This is a genomic window from Thiogranum longum (genome assembly GCF_004339085.1).
Taxonomy (GTDB): Bacteria; Pseudomonadota; Gammaproteobacteria; order DSM-19610; family DSM-19610; genus Thiogranum; species Thiogranum longum.
The window spans coordinates 251070-273935 of the sequence record NZ_SMFX01000001.1 but is presented as its reverse complement, the minus strand read 5'-3'; the positions used below and the strand labels follow the sequence as shown (position 1 = coordinate 273935).

The following is a 22866-nucleotide window of genomic DNA, read 5'->3' as shown; positions in this document are numbered from 1 at the left end:
CTGGTATATTCATGCCTGCGCGTAGCGGGTCGCATGCCCCAGCCAACGACGAATAATCGGTGCCACATGGCCAGGCGCCTGCCGCAACAACCAGACTGCCGACCGCTCCACTGATGGCACCAGCGCCTGATCCCGCAACAGGTCTGCAATACGAAACTGCATCATACCGGTCTGGCGCGTACCCAGCACTTCACCGGGACCGCGCAACTCCAGGTCGCGTCGTGCTATCTCGAACCCGTCACTGGTTTCGCGCAACACGGCAAGCCGCTCACGCGCCATTTGTGAAAGCGGACCCTTGTACAGCAGCACACAACTGCTCTTCGCGCTGCCACGCCCAACCCGCCCGCGCAACTGGTGTAGCTGGGCAAGACCAAGGCGTTCTGCATTTTCAATAATCATCAATGAAGCATTGGGCACATCGACACCGACTTCTATTACTGTCGTCGCTACCAGAAGATCAACTTCACCTTGCTTGAAAGCGCCCATGCGTTGCGCCTTGTCAGTGTCTTTCAATCGACCATGAACCAGCTCGACACGCAGTTCCGGTAATGCCTCGGCCAATTGCGCCGCTGTATCTTCTGCAGCCTGGCATTGCAGGGACTCGGACTCCTCGATGAGCGTACACACCCAGTAGGCCTGACGACCGTCGCGACAGGCCTCCTGCACCCGCTGCACCACTTCTGCACGACGACTTTCTGCCAGCGCCACGGTTTGCACTGGTGTGCGTCCCGGTGGCAACTCGTCAATAACCGAGCTGTCGAGATCGGCATACAGGGCCATGGCCAGCGTCCTCGGAATCGGTGTTGCCGTCATAATCAGCTGGTGGGGTACCAGGCGATTCTCACGCCCCTTATCGCGTAACGCGAGACGCTGGTGCACGCCAAAGCGATGCTGCTCATCGATAATGACCAGTCCCAGCCGGCCAAATACCACATCATCCTGAAACAATGCGTGTGTACCAATCAGCAGTTGCAATTCACCCGACTGAATCGCTTCCATCAGCTCGCGACGTGCTTTCCCTTTAACACGCCCCGACAACCAGCCCGTGCGAATACCCAGCGCATCGAACCAGCGCTGGAAATTATCAAAGTGCTGTTCCGCCAGCAGTTCGGTTGGTGCCATCACGGCAACCTGGTACCCGCTGGCCAGTGCGCGCACGGCAGCAACAGCCGCAACAACGGTCTTGCCGGAGCCAACATCACCCTGCACCAGTCGCATCATGGGATGTGGCTGCGCAAGGTCATGCAGAATTTCTTCTACGACGCGCTGCTGTGCACCGGTCAGGGTAAATGACAGCTGCTGGTAAAACTGCTGCATCAGCGCATCCCCTTCACCCAGCTGCGGGGCCTGCAGGCGGGTAGCGCGCTGCCGTACGGCGCGCAGACTGAGATGGTGTGCGAGCATTTCCTCAAATGCCAGACGTTGCTGGCCCGGGTGGACACCCGCCTCCAGGGCGGCGAGATCAGCTCCAACCGGCGGCCTGTGAACGTAGCGCAGCGCAGCCCGCAAGTCCGAAAGCCCCATTGATTCACGCAGCGTACCCGGTAACCACTCGGGGAGATTGTCATCATCAAGCATTTCCAGCGCCTGATCGCTGAGATTGCGCAGGGTCAACTGATGAATGCCGTCACCGGTCGGGTATATCGGCGTTAAACGATCTTCGGTCGGGAGACTGTCGCCTTCAGCAAGACGTTGATATTCCGGGTGCACCATCTCCAGTGAAGCCGGTCCGCGCCGCACTTCACCGTACAGGCGCAGGCGCACACCACGCTCGAAACCGGCCTGTTGAGCCTTGCTGAAATGGAAAAAGCGTAATATCAGCGACCCGGTTCCATCACTGACCCGGACCAGCAAACTACGCCGTCGGCCGAATTTGACCTCTGCCAGGTCGACGCTAACTTCCGCTACCGCATGATCACCGGGACGCAGTCCGCCGAGTGGCACCACACGAGTCCTGTCTTCGTATCGACGCGGCAAATGGAACAATACATCCTGGACCGTTTCGATACCAAACGCTGCCAGCTTTTCTGCCGACTTTGGCCCAACGCCACGTAGTGTAACAACCGGTGTTTCGTCGAGCATAGCTTCCTGCCTTGCCCGTGTTTCAGCCATTCAGTACCAGTACCGCATCCATCTCAACTGCCGCATCCTTGGGCAACGCTGCCACACCCACGGCAGCACGTGCCGGGTAAGGTTCCTGGAAATAATCTGCCATGACCTGGTTCACCAGCGGAAAGTGCCCCAGGTCAGTAAGAAAAATATTCAGTTTGGCTATATCCGCAAGGCTGCCACCGGCTGCTTCTGCCACTGCGGACAGGTTGTCGAACACACGACGGATCTGTGCCTCTATATTGCCATCAACCATCTCCATGGTTTCGGGAACAAGCGGTATCTGTCCGGACAGGTAAACTGTACTCCCACATTGCACAGCCTGTGAGTATGTCCCGATCGCCTGCGGCGCCGAGTCGGTATGAATCACCTTGCGTTGCATACTGTCTCCTCAGTGTTTGGTGCGCGTGATGCGCATAACCGCCGGCAACTTGCGGATACCGCGCATGACACGCGCCAGATGCTGACGGTCACGTACCGTCAGGGTAAAATCAAGCGCAGTGTCCAGACCGTCACGTTCCTCGATCGAGACATTTTCGATGTTCGATTCCAGCTCTGATATTTCGGCGGCAATTGTTGCCAGTACACCTTTCTGGTTGCTGACATCAACACGCACCTCTACCGGAAACTCACCCTCGATACCGGGCTGCCACTCGACATCGATCCACTTGTCGGGACGACTGCGGTAATCCGTCAGGTTATTACAGGTTTCAGTGTGGATCACCAGCCCGCGGCCCGCACTGATAAAACCGATGATGTTATCGCCGGGGATAGGCCGACAACAGCGCGCAAAGTGTACAACCATACCTTCGGTACCGCGTATGGCCAGTGGCCGGCTGTGTTTGTCATCCGGCACCGGCACTTCGGCACCTTCTTCGGCCGGCACCAGACGACGCGCGACCAGCATGGCAGCACGATTGCCCAGGCCGATATCCGCGCACAACGCATCACAGGACTCAAACCCGAATTCTTCGGTAACCTGCGACAACTCTGGCCCGGGAATGTCCTGCAGACTACTGCCCAGCCCCTGCAATGCCTTGTCGAGCATGCGTTTACCCAGCTGCGCCGCTTCGTCATTCTGCAGGTTTTTCAGGTAATGGCGAATATTGGAACGCGCTTTTGCGGTCGCTACAAAATTCAGCCAGGCCGGGTTGGGATGCGCTCCGGCGGCAGTGATCACCTCAACTGTCTGTCCGTTCAGCAACGGAGTACGCAGCGGCGCAAGACGACGGTCGATCTTGGCAGCAATGCAGGTGTTGCCGACATCGGTGTGCACGGCGTAGGCAAAGTCTACTGCCGTGGCGCCACGCTTGAGGTTAAGGATATCGCCGGCCGGCGTGAACACATAGACCTCGTCCGGGAACAGATCGATTTTTACGTTCTCCAGGAACTCGAGTGAATTACCGGCATTGCGCTGCATTTCAAGCAGTTCACGCAACCACTCGCGTGCCCGTGTCTGCGCATTATTGGCGCCAACGGAGCTTTCACTGCTCTTGTATAACCAGTGTGCAGCGATACCGGATTCCGCCACACGCTCCATGTCCTCGGTACGAATCTGCACTTCGACCGGCACACCATAGGGGCCGAATAAAACAGTATGCAGGGACTGGTAGCCGTTGGCCTTGGGAATGGCAATGTAGTCCTTGAACTTTCCGGGCACGGGTTTATAAAGATTGTGCATCATACCCAGCACGCGGTAACAGGTATCCACGCTGTCGACGATAATACGGAACGCATACACGTCGAACACTTCGTTGAACGAACCAACACGGTCACGAATCTTTTTGTACAGGCTGTAGACGTGCTTTTCACGGCTCTGCAGCCGACAGTGGAGCTTTTCCTCGTCGAGCCTTTGCTGGATAGCCGATTCGATCTTGTTGAGAATTTCCTTGCGGTTGCCACGCGCCTTTTTGACTACGTCCGACAATACGCGGTAACGCATCGGGTACAGCGCCGCCATACCCAGCTCTTCCAGCTCCAGGCGGATCTGGTTCATACCCAGCCGGTTGGCAATGGGGGCATAGATTTCCAGGGTTTCACGCGCAATACGACGGCGTTTATCCGCCCGCATCACACCGAGCGTGCGCATATTGTGTAAACGGTCGGCAAGCTTGACGAGGATAACGCGGATATCACGCACCATGGCCAGCATCATTTTGCGGAAGTTTTCTGCCTGCGCCTCGGCCTGGCTTTCGAACTTGATCTGGGTGAGCTTACTGACGCCATCCACCAGCTCCGCCACCTCCTCGCCGAATTCTTTCTCGATAGTCTCCTTGGCAATAGCGGTGTCTTCGATCACGTCGTGCAGGATCGCGGCAATGATGCTCTGCGGATCCATGTGCATCTCGGCCAGGATGCGTGCCACCGCTACCGGATGGTAGATATAAGGCTCTCCGGATTTACGGTGCTGACCCTCATGCGCCTCGGCGCCGATCAGGTAGGCGCGGTACACCTCGCTGACCTGCTCTTTATCAAGATAGGTTTCTAACAGGTCGCACAGGTCGCTGATCAGGAAGCGCTGTGCATCAGGTACCGGTTTTGTCAGCGTGCTCGCCATTTATCGTCTGTCGTTTCCCGGTTGAACTATCGCGCAAAGATCATAGGCGAAATATCCCGCGCCTGCACGGCGACAGACGCAAAAAAGCCGCAGCGGGTGAACCGCTGCGGCTTTTTTGTAGTACGTTCTGATTGTTGCGGGAGATCAGGCTTCGGGGGTGTCCGTCGGCTTTGCGGTAGCCATTGCCTCGCCCTGCTCGTCCACGGCGGTCAGGGCTTCACCCATTTCCACTTCTGCAGCTTCGGTATCCTCGGGCTTTTCGTCGAGAATGGCCGGTGTGATGTAGTCTTCGGCAATTTCGCGCAGCGCCACTACCGTGGGCTTGTCGTTCTCCCACTCCACGAACGGCTCTGCGCCCTTGGCCAGCTGGCGCGCGCGCTTGGTCGCCACCAGAACCAGCTGAAAACGGTTATCAACCTTGTCGAGACAATCTTCTACGGTAACTCGTGCCATGCTGTTTTTGCCAGATATTCGCTAATAAGGACGCGCAAGTGTACGCGAATCAGCCACCTGATTCCAGCAATCCCGCCAGAACGCCGGCATGCCGCTCACGTTGTACTTCAAGCCTTAAACGGCGGCTGATGAAAATTGCCTGCAACTCATCGACCGCAATATCAAAATCATCATTAAATATAAGGTAATGATACTCATCATAGTGCGACATTTCGCTGATGGCATCGCGCATGCGTCGCTCGATAATCTCCTCACTGTCCTGCCCGCGCGCGGACAAGCGTTCGCGTAACGCCGCCGAACTGGGCGGCAGGATAAATACCTTGACCGCCTCCGGTGCGGCACTGGCCACCTGACGCGCACCCTGCCAGTCGATCTCCAGAATCACATCGCGCCCGGCCTCCAGTTCCTTCTGCACCGTGGCACGGCGGGTCCCGTAATAGTTGTCGAACACCTGCGCATATTCGAGAAACTCACCGTTTTCGACCAGCCGCTCGAACTCGGACTTGTCAGTAAAGTGGTAATCCACCCCGTCCTGCTCCCCGGGGCGGGGCGCACGGGTGGTATTGGATACCGACACCACCACATCCGGCAGACGCTGCAGCAGGGCCTTGACCAGACTGGTCTTGCCGGCACCGGAAGGCGCGGAGATTATATAAAGCGTACCTTGTGACATAGCCGGGCTGGTCCTTTATCTGATGTATTCATTCTTCGTCATTCTGGCGCATGCCAGAATCCAGTGGTTTCAGGGAAGGGAGATGGATACCGGCCTGCGCCGGTATGACGGTTGACTTCCGCTATGACTGTTCATTCAACTATGACCGTTTATTCCACATTCTGCACCTGTTCGCGCATCTGCTCGATGAGCACTTTCAGCTCAACGGCAACCGCCGTGGTATCGCTGTCAGCCGATTTCGAACCCAGGGTGTTTGCCTCACGGTTGAACTCCTGCATGAGAAAATCCAGTCGCCGACCAACCGGTTCATCACGTTCCAGTACGCGACGGGTTTCCGCAACATGGCCTTCGAGACGATCCAGCTCTTCATCCACATCCATCTTCTGCGCCAGCATCACCAGCTCCTGCTCGATGCGGTCGTTATCCACCCTGACCTGTAATTCTTCCAGCCGCGCCAGCAGTTTTTCACGCAGCCGATCGCGCACTTCGGGCAACCGCTGGCGCGCTTTGCGCACCTGCTCATCGATACCATCAAGCCGCGTCAGCAGTAACTGACGGATCTGCTCACCTTCACGCTCACGTGTCGCAATCAGCTGATCAAGTGCCTCTTCAAAAAACAGAAGCGCCTTCTCCTGTACCGGTTTCCGGTCAGGTTCCGCCTCCTTCACCACGCCCGGCCAGCGCAGTAAATCCATAACACCAGGCGAGCTGGCCTCTACCGAGCGTATTTCCACCTCACGACAAGCCTCAAGCAGGGCATGCAGCCGTTCATCATCAAGCGCGAGTGCCGCAGCCGCCTGGCTTGAAAGGCGCAGACGCAGTACGCATTCCAGCTTTCCGCGCCCCAGCCGCGCACTGGCCCGCTCACGGACTTTAGGCTCCAGCGCGCGCAATTCCTCGGGCAGCCGGACAAAGCACTCCAGATAGCGGTGATTCACCGAGCGCAGCTCCCAGGCCAGCTCTGCGCCCTCCACTTCACCGTCCACCCGGGCAAACGCGGTCATACTGCGTATCATCTCAAGTCACTCCCATTCTCTGCCGCTATACTTGATTCGCAACAATATGTTTTTGTGGATGATTTCACATCGACAAAGATTCTGCCCGCACAGTCTAGAGGATCATGGGTAAAAAGCTAGACAGTCTGAAACCTGGTACATGCCTGGATGGCTACAAGCTGGAAAGACCGCTCGGTGGTGGTGGCTTCAGCGTGGTCTATCTTGCCCGTAATCTGCGCGACAACCAGCGCGTGGTGATCAAGGAATATATCCCCAACAAACTGGCCTGCAGAGGCAGTGATGGCCATGTGCAGGCACGCAACGCAAACACTGAGGCACGCTTTGTGCGCGGCCGGAAGCTGTTTTTCCAGGAGGCACGCACCCTGGCCACCCTCAAGCACCCGAATATTGTCAACGTGTTCAGCTTCTTCCAGGCCAACGGCACAGTATACATGGTGATGGAGTACCAGGCTGGCGAAAACCTGCAACACTACCTGCAAGCACGGCGTGGCAGGGGCCTCAGTGAACGTTTCCTGCGCACGGTGTTCCCACCCCTGCTCGATGGCCTGGAACTGATCCATAACAATGATTTGCTTCACCTGGATATCAAGCCAGGCAATATTCACATCTGCCGGGGCGGCCAGCCGCTATTGCTGGACTTCGGCGCAGTCCACGGTTTCCCCCAGAGCCGGCAGGAACAACCGGGGCAAGTCATCAGCCCGGGCTTCTCCCCCACCGAGCAATACCAGAACCAGGGCTATGTCGGCCCGTGGACGGATCTCTATGCGCTGGGCGCCACCATGCGTGCCTGCATTGAGGGCCACGCACCGCTGGACGCCAAACACCGCCGCGAGCGCGACACCCTGAAATCCGCCCAGATCGCATTCCGTGGACGCTATTCAGACAACTTGCTACGTGCCATCGACTGGGCAATGGATCTGGACCCAACGCTGCGACCGCAAAGCATCGCCGCATTTCGCGCGGCATTAACCGCGGACACCGCACCAGAGCCTGCCCGTTCGGCCATTGGCCGACTCGCCAGTGCGTTACTGGGCAGGTCTTCATCATGAAAACCCTGGTCGCAGCCACCAGCCGGTTGGGAAACCGTTCCAGCAACCAGGACAGGTGCCTGGTGGAAAAGAAACCCGGCCATGTCCTGCTGGTGGTCGCGGATGGCATGGGTGGCCACGCGCGTGGTGATCTTGCCGCGCAAACCACCATTGACAGCCTGGCACGCAGTTTCCAGCGCGCCAGCCTGCCTGTTAGCGACCCGCAGGCGTTCCTGAAACAGGCCATACATACCGCTCATCTCGATGTTGTAGATACTGGCCGCAGCCACAACCCGCCCATTACACCGCGCACCACCTGCGTGGTCTGCCTGGTACAGAATGATACGGCCTACTGGGCGCACGTCGGCGACAGCCGTCTTTACCTGTTGCGGGCAGGCGAATTATTCAAACGCACCCGTGACCACACCCCGGTGGAAGAACTGTTCCAAAGTGGCCTGGTGAGCGAAGAAGAACTGCGCAACCACCCCTTGCGTAACAGTGTCAATCGCTGCCTTGGCGGCTCGCCACGCTTCCCCGAAATCAGCTTCGATCAGGAAATTCTGGCTGCAGAAGATATCCTGCTACTGTGCTCCGATGGCCTCTGGTCTGCTGTGCCTGAATCCCTGCTGGTGAGCATCCAGGGCCCGGGTGAACTGGAGCAAAGCCTCAGCCAGCTTGCCGGGGAAGCGGAGTCGGCCAGCTATCCGAACAGTGACAATATCAGCGGCGTCGTACTGCGCTGGCTTGCGGCAGACAGGTCATTCAGCGCAACCGGTCAGGATGGAACCGCGCCCGACATGCCCGTAGCCGAATCAACGGAAAACAAGGATGAGCTGGAACAGGCCATCGAGGATATCCATCGCGCCATGCTGGAATACGCCTCGGAAATGAAGAAATAGCCAGACACCACCCAAAGTTCCCGGGCTTCGCTATAATGCCGCCAGTTTTTGATTCCGAGGATCTTCCATGCGCCCCAGCAAACGCCAGCCGGACGAAATGCGTCCGGTCTCCATCCGTCGCAACTACACCATGCACGCCGAAGGCTCGGTATTGATCGAGTTCGGCAACACCAAAGTCCTGTGCAATGCCAGCATCGAAGATCGCGTGCCAGGCTTCCTGCGTGGCAAGGGGCAGGGTTGGGTGACCGCGGAGTACGGCATGCTGCCACGCTCGACCACGCAACGCATGGGCCGGGAAGCGGCACGTGGCAAGCAGGGCGGTCGCACCATGGAAATCCAGCGCCTGATCGGCCGTTCACTACGCGCCGTAATGGACATGGAAAAACTCGGCGAACGCACTGTCACCATCGACTGCGATGTGATTCAGGCCGACGGCGGCACCCGTACCGCAAGTATCACTGGCGGCTTTGTCGCGCTGGCAGATGCCATCGGGAAACTGGTCGAGGATGGCACGCTGACTGAAAATCCGCTGTGCGGTTCGGTGGCCTCGGTATCCGTGGGTATATATAAAGGTACACCTGTACTCGACCTGGACTATCCGGAAGACTCCAATGCGGAAACGGACATGAACGTGGTCATGACCGATGCAGGTGCCTTCATTGAAGTGCAGGGTACCGCCGAGGGCCATCCCTTCACGGAAGATGAGATGAACCAGATGCTGGCTCTGGCAAAAAAGGGTATTGGCGAACTGACCCGGATCCAGCAGACTGCCCTGAAAGGCTGACAAACTCTGTCCACCCAACCAACAATACTGTCATTGCGATGCCTTGACCCGTAAGGGTAAGGTATCCGTAATGAAGCCCGTGGGGATTCTATGGGCGCAGCGCGGCAATCTTTTTGAGTCTCGCACCATGCTGAGAGAGATTGCCGCGCTGCGCTCGCAATGACGGGGGACACTGAACCATGAACCACAAAATCATTCTCGCCAGCAGCAACACCGGCAAGGTGCGCGAATTCAACGAACTGCTGGAAGGCAGTAATCTCGAAGTGGTGCCGCAGTCGGTATATGGCGTACCGGACATCGAGGAAACCGGCCTGACCTTCGTGGAAAACGCCATCCTCAAAGCACGTAATGCCGCGCAACACACGGGCCTGCCAGCCATAGCTGATGACTCGGGGCTGGAAGTCGACGCGCTGGATGGGGCACCCGGTATCTACTCCGCGCGCTATGCCGGTGAAGGCGCCAGCGACGAAGATAACTTGCTGAAACTGCTTGATGCCCTGAAAAACACACCCGATAACGAACGTGGCGCGCGCTTCCAGTGCCTGATGGTCTACATGCGTCACGCTGCCGACCCGACCCCGCGCATTGTGCAAGGCACCTGGGAAGGCACCATCCTGCACACCCCGCGCGGCGATAACGGTTTTGGCTACGACCCGGTATTTTACATCCCGGAACAGAGCTGCAGCTCGGCGGAGCTGGCGCCGGAAGTAAAGAACCGGCTCAGCCATCGCGGCCAGGCATTGCAACAATTAATTACCCTGTTGCGCGCCACCTGACGCACCCGGTAACTTATTATGACGGATCTGTTCCGGTTCACTGCAACACCCCCACTATCGCTGTACATCCATTTCCCCTGGTGCGTCCGCAAGTGCCCCTACTGCGACTTCAACTCACACGCAGTAAAAGATGACCTGCCGGAAGACGCCTACATTGATGCCCTGCTTCTGGACCTGGAACAGGAACTGCCCCGGGTGTGGGGCCGCACCGTACAAACCGTTTTTATGGGCGGCGGGACGCCCAGCCTGTTCTCACCTGCTGCCATGGACCGGCTACTGGCCGGCGTACGCGCGCGTCTGCCAGTGAAGCCGGACGCTGAAATTACGCTGGAGGCCAACCCTGGCACAGTTGAACAATCACGTTTTGAGGGCTATCGCGAGGCAGGCATCAATCGTCTGTCTATTGGCGTGCAAAGCCTCAACCCGGATCACCTCAAGGTACTGGGACGAATCCACACCGCAGATGAAGCGCGCCACGTCGCCGAAGCAGCACGTCGTGCCGGTTTCGACAACATCAACCTCGACCTGATGTTCGGACTACCGGAACAGGGCATCCAGCAGGCACTGGATGACCTCGATGCGCTGATTGCCTTACAACCCGATCACATATCCTGGTACCAGCTGACACTGGAACCCAACACACTTTTCTATACACAACGACCAACGCTACCCGATGATGACGCCCGTTGGGCCATGCAGGAACAGGGGCAGACCAGACTTGCGGGAGCGGGTTACGCGCAGTACGAAGTTTCCGCCTACGCCCGCCCCGGACATCAATGTCGCCACAACCTGAACTACTGGAAGTTCGGTGACTACCTTGGTATTGGCGCCGGCGCCCATGGGAAAATCAGTGACGCAGCACGCAGCGCCATCATCCGCCGCTGGAAGAAACGCCATCCGAAAGACTACCTTGCCGCCGCGCGCAGCGGCGGCTTTGTCGATGGCGAACGCGAGCTTGAATCCAGCGAAGCCATTTTCGAATTTGCCCTCAACCGCCTGCGGCTGAAACAACCCTTCACCCTCGATGAATTCGAGGCCGCCACCGGGCTGCCAGCTTCCAGCCTGCAAGCCCTGATTACCCGTGCCTGTGAAGACGGGTTACTGGACTTCGACGGCAAACAGGTGAAACATACCCGGACAGGGTGGCGATTCCTCGACAACCTTGTCGAGCTGTTCCTGCCCAGGGAGGTTGATCATGCTGGAGAGTGAGCGCATTGAATGCCCGTATTGCGGTGAAGCCTTCGACATTGAAATAGATTGCAGCGCAGGTGGCCAGCAATATACCGAAGACTGTGCGGTCTGCTGTCAGCCCATTCTCGTGACCACTAACTGCGATAGTGACGGCGTTCTGCTCGGCGTAACCGCCACTCGGGAAAATGACTGACTACACACCGATAGACTGTGGACTGCACAGCGAGTACGAGCTGGCCATTATGCACGGTGACATGTTGCGTCTGGAATGGCATGACGAATCATGCCAGCCACACATCGAACCGGTAAAACCGCTCGACCTGCAAGCACACAACAGCGAAGAGTTTCTACTGGTAGAGACCCGTGAGGGTGAAAAGCTGCAGATAAGGCTGGATCGTATCGTGCATAAAGAGACCATCTGATCCTGTCATGCAGGCGCTTTGATCAGCTTTATCTCACCTCGATGGCTATAAAAAAACACCAGCGTTGCAAAGATTGAACCCGAGCCATCGGCCAGAATATCTTTCTGGGCATCCCATATGTCGCCCTGCGACCCCAGCACGGCTATCCCGGCACTCGAATCTGCGGAAACGGCGTACAGCCATTCAAATATCTCGTAGCTGCCTGCCACAGTAAAGATAGCGAATACCGGGAACATTGCCAGGATTGCCGGAGACCGTACCAACCGTTTCTTTAAAAGTATTTCTGCAACCGGATAAGCGTAGAAACCTACACTGAAATGGGCAAACCGGTCATAGTTATTTCGCTCGAAACCGAAGAAGTCAGTCACCAGACCAAAGGGGACCCGCTCGAAGGTATAGTGACCGCCAACCGTGTGCAGCACCACAAGGACAGACATAAACAGGTAACTTGCGGGTGAAAACCTGTGGTAGCGGTGTATCCAGACAATCGCACTGACCAGGAGTATTACCGGAAGATTCTCTGCTAACATCCTTCCCATGCCAGACTCCATTCACGACATCGAGACCCTCGTCCGCTCACGCGTACCGATCATATTGATCGAAACTGCCGAGGAACGCCGCACGGTAGACCTGTTCCGCCAGCTTGCCATCCGGCTTGGCCAGCCTGTGATGCGCTGGTCAGTCGCCAGTGGTCTGCAGCGTATCGACCTGGACCTGGAACCACAAACACACGCACGCGAGCCGGCACAGGCGCTTGCCCAGATCCGCGCCACCGGTACGCAGGGTATCTACCTGATGCTCGACTTTCATCCTTATCTTGAAGATCCTGCTCATATACGCCTGATCCGGGAAATCGCACTGGGGTATGGCAAATCCAGCCATACACTGGTGTTTATCAGCCATCGCTGTGAACTGCCGGAAGAACTGCACCCCCTGAGCGCACGTTTCTCACTCTCGTTGCCGGACGATACACAGATCAAACGCTGGGTGCACGAGGAGGCCAGCAGCTGGGCCAAAGCCCACCCGGGCAAAAAGGTGAAAACCGATGAAACAACGCTGGCGCAATTAATCAACCACCTGGTCGGCCTGACGGAACCCGACGTGCGCCGCCTGATCCGCAAGTCTGTTTATGATGACGGCGCCATCACCGATGCCGACCTGCCACAGGTCAGCCAGGCCAAATACCGACTGCTGGACCAGGGTGGCGCCCTCAGCTTTGAACTGGACACGGCGGCCTTCTCCGATGTTGGCGGGCTGACAGCGCTGAAACGCTGGCTGGAACAACGACGCCGCGCCTTCCTGGAACCCGACCCGGCACTCGACTCGCCGCGCGGTATTCTGCTGGTGGGTGTGCAGGGCGGCGGCAAAAGCCTGGCTGCCAAGGCGGTTGCCGGACTCTGGGGGCTGCCACTGCTGCGGCTTGATTTCGGCACGCTGTATAACAAGTTCTTTGGCGAAACCGAACGCAATCTGCGCAAGTCTCTCGATACAGCTGCGGCCATGTCGCCCTGCGTGCTGTGGGTCGATGAAATTGAAAAGGCCATCGCCAGCGGCGACTATGACAGCGGTACTTCGAAGCGTGTTCTGGGTACGCTTTTGACCTGGCTCGCGGAACGTGATGCCCCGGTATTCCTTGTTGCGACAGCCAATCGCATCGACCAGTTGCCCCCGGAACTGATCCGCAAGGGGCGCATGGACGAGATTTTCTTTGTCGATTTGCCGGATGCTGATGTACGCCGACAGATTTTCGAAATCCACCTGGACAAGCGTGGCCTGTCAGCGAGCGACTTCGATCTCAATGTATTGGCCGATCACAGTGAAGGGTTTTCCGGCGCTGAAATCGAACAGGCGGTCGTCGCCGGTCTTTACCTTGCACGAGAACAACAGGCCAGCCTGGATACCCGGCATCTGCTTACGGAGCTGGAACAGACACGCCCGCTCTCCATTGTGATGTCAGAGCCTCTGGAAGCCTTGCGCCGCTGGGCCCGTGATCGTACGGTTTCAGCCAACTGAGTGAGCACACTCCGGAAAGCATCAGTCCACGGCCTGCTTTCTGAAATGATCTGTTATCAGCAAGTGTCCACGCAAGTATTTCTCCGCATCTCCGGCACTGGCCGGCCTGGCCATCAGGTAACCCTGCGCCTGGTCGCAACCGTTCTCTCTCAGGAACGCCAGTTGCTGCTCGGTTTCCACACCTTCACCGATCACGACCATACCCAGGCTTTTCGCCATCACGATAATGGCCCTGGCAATAGCAGCGTCATCAGGATCCGTCGCAATATCCCGCACGAAACTGCGGTCGATCTTGAGCACATCGAGCGGGTATTTTTTCAGGTAGGCCAATGATGAATATCCGGTCCCGAAGTCATCCACCGCAATACTGACACCCATCCCTTTCAACGCTTCAAGCGCGTCCAGCGTTACCTTCGGGTCTTTCATCACCATGCCCTCGGTAAGCTCTACTTCAAGCAGGCGGGAAGGCAGGCCGGTTGAAGCCAGCACATCCGCGACAACGTGGGCAAGATTACCGGCATAGAACTGCCGGGCTGAAAGGTTGACGGCCATCCGAACCTCGCCGGCTCCCTGCTGACTCCAGGCCCGGGCCTGGGCACAGGCCGTATGCATAACCCAACGGCTGAGTCCGTCAATAAGTCCTGCCTCCTCGGCAACCGGAATAAAATCCGAAGGGGATATGAAGCCACGCTGCGGATGATTCCAGCGCACCAGGGCTTCCATTCCGGTTGCCTTGCCCGTACGCAAGTCGACCTGCGGCTGGTAATACACTTCCAGTCCATCCTCATCCAGCGCCTTGCGCAGATCTGCCTCCAGCGTGAAGCGGGCAAGTGCACGGTCATTGATGCTGTTTGAATAAAAACGAATGCAGTTACGCCCCTCTTCCTTGGCCTTGTACATCGCCGCATCCGCGTTCTTTAACAGGGTTCCGGCGTCACTGCCGTCCGCAGGATAGGTGGCAATACCGATACTTGGTGTAACAAACAAGTCTCGGCCCTCAACACTAATCGGTACGAACAAAGCCTCCAGGATACGTCGTGCAACCGGCTCCGAATCCCGCGCATCCTGAATACCCCCAAGGAGCATCGTAAACTCGTCACCGCCAAGCCGCGCCACACTCGTCATACTGTCTTCATGTCCGGGGCGTGCTACCGCATCTGCCGAACGCACGCAGTCTGTCAGTCGCCTGCCCACCTCCACCAGTACGGCATCACCGGTACTGTGGCCCAGCGTATCATTGATTACCTTGAATCTGTCCAGATCAAGGAACAATATGGCGAGCACTCCATCGGTACGATCACACTGCCGAATTTCATGTTCCAGGTGTTCGTAGAACAGGCGTCGGTTCGGAAGGTCAGTCAGATTGTCATAGAATGCAAGTTGCTGGATCTGGTCTGCATAGAGTTTCTGGTCGGTGATATCACGCACCAGACTGGTCACTTCATTTTCACCACTCGCGACCATCCTGGCCTCGAAGTAGCACATGGTTCCGTCGATCTCCAGCTGGTATTCAAAGCGCTGTGCACTACCTGAACTGAGTACACGCCGAAGGTGCTGCAATGCAGGCTCGGCAATTTCGTGCGGCAGAACATCTTCCATCATCTTGCCGATAAACCGCTCGGGCGGCATGAGTAACATATCTCCCTGCCCACCCTGGAAATCGATATAGCGCCCCGCACCGTCCTGTCTGAAAATCATGTCGGGTATGGCGCGCAGCAGGGCGTTACTCCTTGCCTCGGATGTTTTCAGGCCTGTAAAAGCCTGCGAGGAACGCAGAATATACCGCATTCGATGCCCGAAAATGGTCCAGTTGATCGGTTTGCTGACAAAGTCCGTAGCCCCGACCTTGTAAGCGTGATTTACGGAATTGACGTCTTCGATGCCGGTAACCACGACCACCGGGGTATGCTCGAACCCTGACCTTTGACGTAACTGCTGACAGACGGCATAACCGTCCATGTCAGGCATGGCAACATCCAACAAAATAATATCCGGCTGCAGGTGTGTCAGCATCTCCAGTGCCTGCTTTCCACCGCTGGCTTCCTCAACCCTGAAACCGTGCTGCTCCAGTGACTGCCGAAGCAGCAGGCGCATGGTTAAATCATTGTCGATGAGCATCGCCAATGGTGAAGTGGAAGGGACAGTATGCCTGTCATTCATACAGTCACTTCCCTGATTTTGAGTCGCAGCAAACTGGCGCCCACGACATCCTCTTCCCAGGCAGGAAACTTTATTGCGTTGTCGACAAGGTTACTGAACCTCAAGGAGATGCAGGGCTTCAACTTCAGTCTCTCTTTGAATGTGTCTACATCTATCGGTAATCTGCTGTTTTACTGTAGTTTTTTGGGCAGAGAAAATATGAGGAAATGCATCAGAACAAGCCAGAAAAGCTGGACATATGGCTACAATTTTCTGTGCCTCGGCGACAGTTAGTGCCATTTATCCGTCGCACACCGGATAAGGATCGGTAAGATATTGAAAAAGCGGGTCGAAAATTTGACGAATTGCTGATTTTCGGCAGCCATTTTGTAAGAAAATGTCCTTAAATGAGCCGAAAATCACCCTGCGCACTCACGCCGGGTCAATAGTTTTTTATGATTTACAATATGTTATATAGAAATACTGCTGAATTGGGGAAGCCAGCAACTGTTGTGATACCCTCGTAGTCCAAAATAACAACAAGTACAAATGCAACAGTCCGTCGGAGGTCAGAGATGCAAGAATTACAATCAAAACAGACTGAATCCCGCAAGCCGCTCATCGACTTCGATGACTGGGCAGAGCTCGCACAGACTGATCCTGCGGCCTTTGAGCTCCGCCGCGAACAGGCGATAGAGGAACTGATTGCACGCATGCCGGAGCACAAGCAACAGCGCATGCGCTGCCTGCAGTGGAAAATCGACCAGGTACGTGACCGCGCCGGTTCTCCCATGGCTGCCTGTATCAAATTGAGTGAAATGATGTGGGACTCCCTGACCGGCCCCGGTGGTCTGAAGGAAGCGCTGGACCGCATGAGCATCGAAAATACCGACCCGCTGCCAAATGCGGATATTCTGAGGTTCGAAACCCGCCAGCCACAGGCCTGAGCCGGCGGGACTTGTCTGCCGCCCGGGATTACCGTATTATTCGCGGCCTTTCGGCAGGCGCCCCGCAATTGATCGGGATACGCCGCCAGGTTTCTGAGGCAGAGTTAAATGAAAGCAGACATCCACCCGGCATACGACGATATCAAGGTCACCTGTAGCTGCGGCAACAGCTTCGAGACCCGCTCCACGGTGGGCAAGGATCTGAACATCGAAGTCTGCTCCAAGTGCCACCCGTTCTACACAGGCAAACAGAAAATGGTCGATACTGGCGGCCGTGTGGATCGCTTCCGCCGCAAGTACGGCATGAAGAAATCCTGAGGTTCCGCGTGCGGAACTGGTTAAAAGAGGCGCCCGCGGGCGCCTTTTTTGTGCTCGCCGGCATTATCGGGACCTCTTCCGCGCTGGCGCGGGATTGCAGCCCACCTGCCAATGCCGAAACCGTACATGTCCGTTTTGTCCACGATGGCGACACGCTGGTGCTGGACAATGACCGCAAGATCCGCATCATTGGCATCAATACACCCGAACTGGAACGTGATGGCAAAGCGCCTGAAGCGCTGGCTATCCGTGCACGCAACCGCTTGCGCCAGTTGGTATTTGCCAGCGATAACCAGGTTCTGCTGCAGTATGGCGCAGATCGCAAAGACCGCTACGGGCGTCACCTGGCTAATCTATGGGATACCCGCAAACAGAGCCTTGCCGAGCAATTACTGCGTGAAGGGCTGGGCTGGAGTATCGCCATACCCCCCAATATCCGTTACCTGGACTGTTACACCGTAGCAGAGAATGTGGCGCACAAGGCTGGCCGTGGCGTCTGGGGGCACCCCGCCTGGAAAATACACCGTGCAAAAACACTGACCTTGCGTGACACAGGGTTCCGGCAAGTACGCGGACAAGTCACGCGCGTTAACCGTCGCGGAGGGGCCACCTGGATCACGCTGGATAACCGCCTGACACTGAAACTGGCTGACGAAGACCAGCCATGGTTCCCGCACGGACCCGGGCCGGAATGGGTGGGGCGCTCACTGGAAGTCCGTGGCTGGCTGTACCGGGTTCGCGGCAAATTGCGCGTTAACGTGCATCACCCGGCAATGTTAACCTTATCCTCGCAACCCACCAAAAGCGATCAGTAGGCGCGGGGGCGACCGCGAACGGGTTCCGCGCCATATCTGTTCGCGGACAAGCCCGCGCCTGCTGGCCAGATGAACCGGAGCTATGAAACAAATTTTCCATTTCCGCTATCCACTGACGTTTTGTTTTCTGCTAATCACGCTGCTGGCCGGCCCACAGGGCTGCGCGACCAACCCGGTTACCGGCAAGCAGGACTTTGTTCTGATGTCGGAGGCCGATGAGATCAACCTTGGCCGCAAATATCACCAGCAGGTCACAAAAGAAATGCCGGTTTACCCGGACCGGAAACTGGCCGCCTATATTGAACAGGTCGGTCAACGAATGGCGCGCGTCGGTGACCGCCCGCAGTTGCGCTTCCAGTTTACCTTGCTGGACAGCAAAGAAGTCAACGCCTTTGCCCTGCCCGGCGGCTACATTTATATCACCCGCGGCTTGCTGGCCTATCTTAATTCAGAAGCCGAACTTGCCGCCGTGCTGGGGCATGAAATCGGTCATGTCACGGCACGCCATTCTGTTCGCCAGCAAAGTGCTGCCACGGTCACCGGCCTGGCCGGCGCCATTTTGCAGGCCACCACTGGTGTGCAGGGCAGTAGCGACCTGTTTAACGTGGCCGGCAAGGCTGTGCTCAGCGGTTATGGGCGGGAGCACGAGCTGGAAGCGGACCGGCTCGGCGCACGCTACCTGGCGCGCGCCGGCTACGACCCACAGGCCATGATCGAAGTCATCGGGGTACTCAAGAACCAGGAACTGTTCGAAAAACAGCGCGCCCGGGAAGAAGGACGCGAACCTCGCAGCTACCACGGTGTTTTCGCCAGCCATCCCAAAAACGACAAGCGCCTGCAAGAGGTTGTTGGCGAAGCGGCTCACCTGAAGGTCAGTGGCAAGCCCCGCGTTGCGCGTGAGGGTTTTCTGGACTACATGGATGGACTGGCATTCGGCGACAGTGAAGACAACGGCGTCGTGCTTAAAGGGCGCTTTCTGCACAAACCGCTGGATTTTGGTCTGAACTTTCCAGAGGACTGGAAAATCGAGAACCTGCCGGATCGGCTGATCACACTGGCTCCGCAGCAGAAAGCCTATATGGAAATCCGTGTTGAACCGCTGAAAGACACCCTGACGCCATTCCGCTACCTGCAACAGAAAGGCTTTAAAACCCTCCGCAATGGCCGCGAACTCACCATTGCAGGACAACGGGCCTACACGGCAACGACTGAGCTGAATACCAAATTCGGGCAGCGTATAACGCGGCTGACGGTACTCTACGCTGACAAACACGCCTACCTGTTCATCGGCCTGAGCCATGAGAAAACAGACCAGCCACGCTTTGACCCGTTATTCCAGAAAATTGCACGCAGCTTCCACAGATTATCTGCAAAGGAAAAGCAGCTGGCCAGCGGACTGCATATCAAGCTGATCACTGCCAGTCCTGGAATACGTTTCTCCACACTCGCGCGACAATCGCCAATTCCAAAGTACGCGGAGGCACAGCTGAGACTGTTGAATAACCTCTTTCCCGACGGAGAACCCGTGGCGGGACAACGATTGAAAATCGTCCGTTAATCACCCGTTGCGGCACAAGCTTGTTATCATGCAGCGCCATGACCCGTTGCAGATTTGTCGTAAACCGGAAATCCCGGAGACCCCTTCATGTTTGATGACCTGAAAAAAGAATCGCTCGACTATCATGAATTCCCGACACCCGGGAAAATCGCCACCCATGTAACCAAACCTTGTACCACCCAGCAGGAACTGTCGATGGCCTACACGCCCGGCGTGGCAGAACCGGTTCGTGCGATAGAAAAGAATCCTGACGATGCCTTCCGCTTTACCAGCAAGGGCAACCTTGTCGCGGTTATCACCGATGGAACCGCTGTCCTCGGGCTGGGCAATGTCGGCGCACTGGCCGGTAAACCGGTGATGGAAGGCAAGGCCGTATTGTTCAAGCGCTTTGCTGATGTCGATGTCTACGACATTGAGGTCGAGGCGGAAAAAACCGAAGACTTCATCAATACTGTGGCGCGTATTGCCAGTGGCTTTGGTGGCATCAATCTCGAAGATATTGCCGCCCCGCGCTGCTTTGAAATCGAACAGGCACTGATCGAAAAACTTGATATCCCGGTCTTCCACGACGACCAGCATGGCACTGCCATTATTATTTGCGCCGGCCTGCTCAACGCCCTGGAAATCAAGGGCAAGGCACTCAAGGATGCGCGCATCGTATGCCTGGGTGCAGGTGCAGCCGGCATTGCGTCCATGCGTTTGCTGAAAGCACTGGGCGCCCGTGCAGACAATATTTTCATGGTTGATCGCAAAGGTATTCTCAGCACTTCGCGTAGTAACCTGAACCGCTACAAGCAGGAGTTTGCCGTGGACACGGAACGGAAAACACTGGCCGATGCCATGCGCGGCGCCGACGTATTCATCGGCGTATCCGGTCCCGGCCTGGTGACAGAAGCCATGCTCGCCAGTATGGCTGATAAACCGATTGTGTTTGCCCTGTCCAACCCCGACCCGGAGATCAGCCCGGTACTCGCGCACAAGGTACGTGACGACATCATTATGGCCACCGGGCGCAGCGACTACCCCAACCAGGTCAATAACGTTCTGGGGTTTCCGTTTATTTTCCGTGGCGCACTGGATGTCCGTGCACGCGCCATCAATGACGCCATGCAAATCGCAGCCGTCGAAGGCCTGCGCGCCCTGACACACGAACCGGTACCGGCAGAAATTCTTGAAGCCTATCGCAAGGACCACATGGAGTTTGGCCCGGACTATATTATCCCCAAGCCTTTCGATCCGCGCCTGATGGATTTTGTGCCGCCGGCCGTGGCCCAGGCCGCGATTGACTCAGGCGTGGCGCGCTGCGGATTCCCCAAACACTACAAGCCGGCACCGCACCTGTAGCAACGGCTGAAAGCTAGGGCGCCAGCGGCCTGACCAGCGATGCAGACTTACTCGCGCGTTCACGTGCTTCTCCGACCGAATCACCCCGGGCAAGTGCCACTCCCATGCGCCGCCGCTGAAAGGCCTCTGGTTTGCCGAACAGGCGCAGCTCGGTGCCTGGCACTGCCAGCGCCTGATCAAGGCCGGTGAACACAATACCCTTCTCATCCATGCCACCATAAATGACGGCGCTTGCCCCGGCATTTCGCAACGACGCATCGACCGGCAAGCCCAGAATCGCGCGTGCGTGCAACTCGAATTCATTCTGCCATTGCGTAATCATGGTAACCATGCCGGTATCGTGTGGTCGCGGGCTGACTTCGCTGAACAAGACATCGTCAGCGGAAATAAACAACTCCACGCCAAACAGGCCCAGGCCCCCCAGGCTGTCTGTTACCGCGCTGGCTATTTCCCTGGCACGTTCAAGTGCAACGTCACTCATCGCTTGCGGTTGCCAGCTCTCGACATAATCGCCCTGCTTCTGGATATGGCCGACCGGCGCGCAAAAGGTTGTTTCAACCTCACCGGATGCACCGACCGACCGTATCGTTAACAGGGTAATTTCATAGTCAAAATGCACCAGCGCTTCAACAATCACCCGTCCACGATCGACACGCCCGCCGGACTTTGCGTAGTCCCAGGCATGAGCCAGCGCTTGTCTGTCTTTCACCAGCGACTGCCCTTTGCCGGAGGAGGACATGACCGGCTTGATAATACAGGGGTAGCCGATACCCCCATCAATGGCGGCCGTCAGTTCATCGAGACTTTCTGCAAAAGCATAGTCCGAGGTCGGCAACCCAAGCTCCTCGGCAGCCAGTCGACGTATACCTTCACGGTTCATAGTCAGCTGCACAGCACGTGCTGTGGGAATAATTCGTGCAACACTGTCACGTTCGATATCAGCCAGTATGTCAGTGGCGATAGCTTCAATTTCCGGCACAATAATGTGTGGCTGTTCTTTTTCAATCAGTGCGCGCAGTGCTGCGCCGTCTGTCATATCGATGACATGTGCCCGATGGGCCACCTGGTGTCCCGGCGCATTGGCATAGCGATCCACTGCGATTACTTCAACGCCAAGTCGCTGCAGGGCAATAATTACCTCCTTGCCAAGTTCGCCACTGCCAAGCAACATCACCCGTGTTGCCGTTTCCGATAAGGGGGTACCAATTTTTATCATGTGCGTTACTTCGCCTCGTTAAGCAAAAACTCGACATCCGTGAGTGAAGCACGGCGCATCGGTTTTCCATCGACCGGGCTGCGCGGCGCTTCCCGTCTCCCTTCACTCGGGAACACCGTCAGTTCGACCGGGTGCTCTCCGGCCCGAAAACCGAATACCGGAAATTCCTGCGTTTCATCTCCGCCCAGCCTGAAACGCTTCAGTTTGCTGTCGTAGGGAATATTCTGCTCCATCAGAAACATGGCAACCTGTTCCGCTGTATCGGCAAACAGGTGCAGGTTGATATCCGAATGCGGCCCGGCCGTGCCACTCAGCACCGAACCGACCAGCCGCGGGCTGAAGTCTTCCAGAAAGCGCATCGCCTGGGTTGCACTGGTGCGCAGCTCCGCAAGGTGCTCTGCCTGTTCACTTGCATGGAACAGGCGATGGTACGATGCCAGTGCCTCCTCCACTTCGGCGTTACGCGGCATGTTACGCGTATCCGGCGCACCGAGATGGCGCGCCGCCTTGCGCTTGGCCACGTAGAAATCGGTAATGCCCTGTTCTGCCATCAGACGCGCGGCTTCCTGCGCAATACGTGCCCGCATTTGCATGCTTTTGCCTGAAGA

General features: G+C 57.0%; 23 protein-coding genes. 13 read left to right on the top strand and 10 right to left on the bottom strand.

What is annotated here, in order from left to right:
- Nucleotides 1-9 precede the first annotated feature (9 nt).
- The 6 genes from recG to DFR30_RS01275 form a co-directional block, all read right to left on the bottom strand.
- The gene (gene recG, locus DFR30_RS01300) at nt 10-2112 is read right to left on the bottom strand and encodes an ATP-dependent DNA helicase RecG (RefSeq protein WP_243640645.1); all 2103 of its coding nucleotides are present in this window, start codon (nt 2110-2112) and stop codon (nt 10-12) included.
- The gene (locus tag DFR30_RS01295) at nt 2105-2491 is read right to left on the bottom strand and encodes a RidA family protein (protein ID WP_132970955.1); all 387 of its coding nucleotides are present in this window, start codon (nt 2489-2491) and stop codon (nt 2105-2107) included. Before DFR30_RS01295 ends, recG begins: the two co-directional genes overlap by 8 nt.
- A 9-nt stretch (nt 2492-2500) precedes the next feature.
- Nucleotides 2501-4666, bottom strand: coding sequence for a bifunctional GTP diphosphokinase/guanosine-3',5'-bis pyrophosphate 3'-pyrophosphohydrolase (gene spoT, locus DFR30_RS01290; protein WP_132970954.1), 2166 nt, complete (start codon nt 4664-4666; stop codon nt 2501-2503).
- Nucleotides 4667-4810: 144 nt separating this feature from the next.
- Nucleotides 4811-5119, bottom strand: a complete 309-nt coding sequence (rpoZ, locus tag DFR30_RS01285; RefSeq protein WP_132970953.1) for a DNA-directed RNA polymerase subunit omega — start codon at nt 5117-5119, stop codon at nt 4811-4813.
- A 49-nt stretch (nt 5120-5168) separates the two neighbouring features.
- Entirely contained in the window at nt 5169-5792 is a 624-nt protein-coding gene (gene gmk, locus DFR30_RS01280; protein ID WP_132970952.1) for a guanylate kinase, read from the bottom strand.
- Between the two features lie 149 nt (nt 5793-5941).
- On the bottom strand, nt 5942-6808 hold the full coding sequence (locus DFR30_RS01275; protein ID WP_132970951.1) for a YicC/YloC family endoribonuclease: 867 nt from the start codon (nt 6806-6808) through the stop codon (nt 5942-5944).
- A 104-nt stretch (nt 6809-6912) separates the two neighbouring features.
- Here DFR30_RS01275 and DFR30_RS01270 point away from each other — a divergent pair, with 104 nt between their 5' ends.
- The 7 genes from DFR30_RS01270 (at nt 6913) to DFR30_RS01240 (ending at nt 11908) form a co-directional block, all read left to right on the top strand.
- Nucleotides 6913-7857, top strand: a complete 945-nt coding sequence (locus DFR30_RS01270) for a serine/threonine protein kinase (protein ID WP_132970950.1) — start codon at nt 6913-6915, stop codon at nt 7855-7857.
- A complete protein-coding gene (locus DFR30_RS01265; RefSeq protein ID WP_132970949.1) occupies nt 7854-8735 on the top strand; it encodes a PP2C family protein-serine/threonine phosphatase in 882 nt (293 codons plus the stop codon). Before DFR30_RS01270 ends, DFR30_RS01265 begins: the two co-directional genes overlap by 4 nt.
- A gap of 67 nt (nt 8736-8802) precedes the next feature.
- Entirely contained in the window at nt 8803-9519 is a 717-nt protein-coding gene (gene rph / locus DFR30_RS01260; RefSeq protein ID WP_132970948.1) for a ribonuclease PH, read from the top strand.
- A 179-nt stretch (nt 9520-9698) separates the two neighbouring features.
- On the top strand, nt 9699-10295 hold the full coding sequence (locus DFR30_RS01255; protein ID WP_132970947.1) for an XTP/dITP diphosphatase: 597 nt from the start codon (nt 9699-9701) through the stop codon (nt 10293-10295).
- An 18-nt stretch (nt 10296-10313) separates the two neighbouring features.
- Nucleotides 10314-11504, top strand: a complete 1191-nt coding sequence (gene hemW / locus DFR30_RS01250) for a radical SAM family heme chaperone HemW (protein WP_132970946.1) — start codon at nt 10314-10316, stop codon at nt 11502-11504.
- Nucleotides 11491-11679 (top strand): CPXCG motif-containing cysteine-rich protein, encoded by a 189-nt coding sequence (locus DFR30_RS01245; protein WP_132970945.1) that lies wholly within the window; start codon nt 11491-11493, stop codon nt 11677-11679. Before hemW ends, DFR30_RS01245 begins: the two co-directional genes overlap by 14 nt.
- A complete protein-coding gene (locus DFR30_RS01240) occupies nt 11672-11908 on the top strand; it encodes a transcriptional antiterminator, Rof (RefSeq protein ID WP_132970944.1) in 237 nt (78 codons plus the stop codon). Before DFR30_RS01245 ends, DFR30_RS01240 begins: the two co-directional genes overlap by 8 nt.
- A 5-nt stretch (nt 11909-11913) precedes the next feature.
- Here DFR30_RS01240 and DFR30_RS01235 read toward each other — a convergent pair whose 3' ends face one another.
- A complete protein-coding gene (locus DFR30_RS01235; protein WP_207891778.1) occupies nt 11914-12447 on the bottom strand; it encodes a DUF2238 domain-containing protein in 534 nt (177 codons plus the stop codon).
- On the opposite strand from DFR30_RS01235, the gene DFR30_RS01230 reads away from it, so the two are divergent.
- Nucleotides 12446-13921, top strand: a complete 1476-nt coding sequence (locus DFR30_RS01230) for an AAA family ATPase (protein WP_132970942.1) — start codon at nt 12446-12448, stop codon at nt 13919-13921. The genes DFR30_RS01235 and DFR30_RS01230 overlap by 2 nt on opposite strands.
- A 21-nt stretch (nt 13922-13942) precedes the next feature.
- Here DFR30_RS01230 and DFR30_RS01225 read toward each other — a convergent pair whose 3' ends face one another.
- On the bottom strand, nt 13943-16081 hold the full coding sequence (locus DFR30_RS01225; RefSeq protein WP_132970941.1) for a putative bifunctional diguanylate cyclase/phosphodiesterase: 2139 nt from the start codon (nt 16079-16081) through the stop codon (nt 13943-13945).
- Between the two features lie 554 nt (nt 16082-16635).
- Between DFR30_RS01225 and DFR30_RS01220 the strand changes: the two genes are divergently transcribed.
- From DFR30_RS01220 to DFR30_RS01200, 5 genes are all read left to right on the top strand, one after another.
- A complete protein-coding gene (locus tag DFR30_RS01220) occupies nt 16636-17007 on the top strand; it encodes a DUF3135 domain-containing protein (protein WP_132970940.1) in 372 nt (123 codons plus the stop codon).
- 108 nt (nt 17008-17115) lie between these two features.
- Nucleotides 17116-17325, top strand: a complete 210-nt coding sequence (rpmE, locus tag DFR30_RS01215; RefSeq protein WP_132970939.1) for a 50S ribosomal protein L31 — start codon at nt 17116-17118, stop codon at nt 17323-17325.
- 8 nt (nt 17326-17333) lie between these two features.
- Nucleotides 17334-18140 carry a thermonuclease family protein gene (locus DFR30_RS01210; protein ID WP_165869056.1) on the top strand — a complete coding sequence of 269 codons (807 nt, stop codon included), beginning with the start codon at nt 17334-17336 and terminating at the stop codon, nt 18138-18140.
- Nucleotides 18141-18222: 82 nt separating this feature from the next.
- On the top strand, nt 18223-19698 hold the full coding sequence (locus DFR30_RS01205) for a M48 family metalloprotease (RefSeq protein ID WP_132970937.1): 1476 nt from the start codon (nt 18223-18225) through the stop codon (nt 19696-19698).
- Between the two features lie 87 nt (nt 19699-19785).
- Entirely contained in the window at nt 19786-21042 is a 1257-nt protein-coding gene (locus DFR30_RS01200) for a malic enzyme-like NAD(P)-binding protein (RefSeq protein WP_132970936.1), read from the top strand.
- A gap of 13 nt (nt 21043-21055) precedes the next feature.
- On the opposite strand, the gene purT is transcribed toward DFR30_RS01200, so the two are convergent.
- Both purT and DFR30_RS01190 read right to left on the bottom strand, forming a co-directional pair.
- Entirely contained in the window at nt 21056-22258 is a 1203-nt protein-coding gene (gene purT, locus DFR30_RS01195) for a formate-dependent phosphoribosylglycinamide formyltransferase (RefSeq protein ID WP_207891777.1), read from the bottom strand.
- A gap of 5 nt (nt 22259-22263) precedes the next feature.
- Nucleotides 22264-22851, bottom strand: a complete 588-nt coding sequence (locus DFR30_RS01190; RefSeq protein WP_132970935.1) for a hypothetical protein — start codon at nt 22849-22851, stop codon at nt 22264-22266.
- Nucleotides 22852-22866: the final 15 nt, after the last annotated feature.

Excerpts from the sequence above, each read along its gene's own strand:
- recG (WP_243640645.1), bottom strand. The coding sequence starts at position 2,112 with ATGGCTGAAACACGGGCAAGGCAGGAAGCTATGCTCGACGAAACACCG.
- DFR30_RS01295 (WP_132970955.1), bottom strand. The coding sequence starts at position 2,491 with ATGCAACGCAAGGTGATTCATACCGACTCGGCGCCGCAGGCGATCGGG.
- spoT (WP_132970954.1), bottom strand. The coding sequence starts at position 4,666 with ATGGCGAGCACGCTGACAAAACCGGTACCTGATGCACAGCGCTTCCTG.
- rpoZ (WP_132970953.1), bottom strand. The coding sequence starts at position 5,119 with ATGGCACGAGTTACCGTAGAAGATTGTCTCGACAAGGTTGATAACCGT.
- gmk (WP_132970952.1), bottom strand. The coding sequence starts at position 5,792 with ATGTCACAAGGTACGCTTTATATAATCTCCGCGCCTTCCGGTGCCGGC.
- DFR30_RS01275 (WP_132970951.1), bottom strand. The coding sequence starts at position 6,808 with ATGATACGCAGTATGACCGCGTTTGCCCGGGTGGACGGTGAAGTGGAG.
- DFR30_RS01270 (WP_132970950.1), top strand. The coding sequence starts at position 6,913 with ATGGGTAAAAAGCTAGACAGTCTGAAACCTGGTACATGCCTGGATGGC.
- DFR30_RS01265 (WP_132970949.1), top strand. The coding sequence starts at position 7,854 with ATGAAAACCCTGGTCGCAGCCACCAGCCGGTTGGGAAACCGTTCCAGC.
- rph (WP_132970948.1), top strand. The coding sequence starts at position 8,803 with ATGCGCCCCAGCAAACGCCAGCCGGACGAAATGCGTCCGGTCTCCATC.
- DFR30_RS01255 (WP_132970947.1), top strand. The coding sequence starts at position 9,699 with ATGAACCACAAAATCATTCTCGCCAGCAGCAACACCGGCAAGGTGCGC.
- hemW (WP_132970946.1), top strand. The coding sequence starts at position 10,314 with ATGACGGATCTGTTCCGGTTCACTGCAACACCCCCACTATCGCTGTAC.
- DFR30_RS01245 (WP_132970945.1), top strand. The coding sequence starts at position 11,491 with ATGCTGGAGAGTGAGCGCATTGAATGCCCGTATTGCGGTGAAGCCTTC.
- DFR30_RS01240 (WP_132970944.1), top strand. The coding sequence starts at position 11,672 with ATGACTGACTACACACCGATAGACTGTGGACTGCACAGCGAGTACGAG.
- DFR30_RS01230 (WP_132970942.1), top strand. The coding sequence starts at position 12,446 with ATGCCAGACTCCATTCACGACATCGAGACCCTCGTCCGCTCACGCGTA.
- DFR30_RS01235 (WP_207891778.1), bottom strand. The coding sequence starts at position 12,447 with ATGGGAAGGATGTTAGCAGAGAATCTTCCGGTAATACTCCTGGTCAGT.
- DFR30_RS01225 (WP_132970941.1), bottom strand. The coding sequence starts at position 16,081 with ATGAATGACAGGCATACTGTCCCTTCCACTTCACCATTGGCGATGCTC.
- DFR30_RS01220 (WP_132970940.1), top strand. The coding sequence starts at position 16,636 with ATGCAAGAATTACAATCAAAACAGACTGAATCCCGCAAGCCGCTCATC.
- rpmE (WP_132970939.1), top strand. The coding sequence starts at position 17,116 with ATGAAAGCAGACATCCACCCGGCATACGACGATATCAAGGTCACCTGT.
- DFR30_RS01205 (WP_132970937.1), top strand. The coding sequence starts at position 18,223 with ATGAAACAAATTTTCCATTTCCGCTATCCACTGACGTTTTGTTTTCTG.
- DFR30_RS01200 (WP_132970936.1), top strand. The coding sequence starts at position 19,786 with ATGTTTGATGACCTGAAAAAAGAATCGCTCGACTATCATGAATTCCCG.
- purT (WP_207891777.1), bottom strand. The coding sequence starts at position 22,258 with ATGATAAAAATTGGTACCCCCTTATCGGAAACGGCAACACGGGTGATG.
- DFR30_RS01190 (WP_132970935.1), bottom strand. The coding sequence starts at position 22,851 with ATGCAAATGCGGGCACGTATTGCGCAGGAAGCCGCGCGTCTGATGGCA.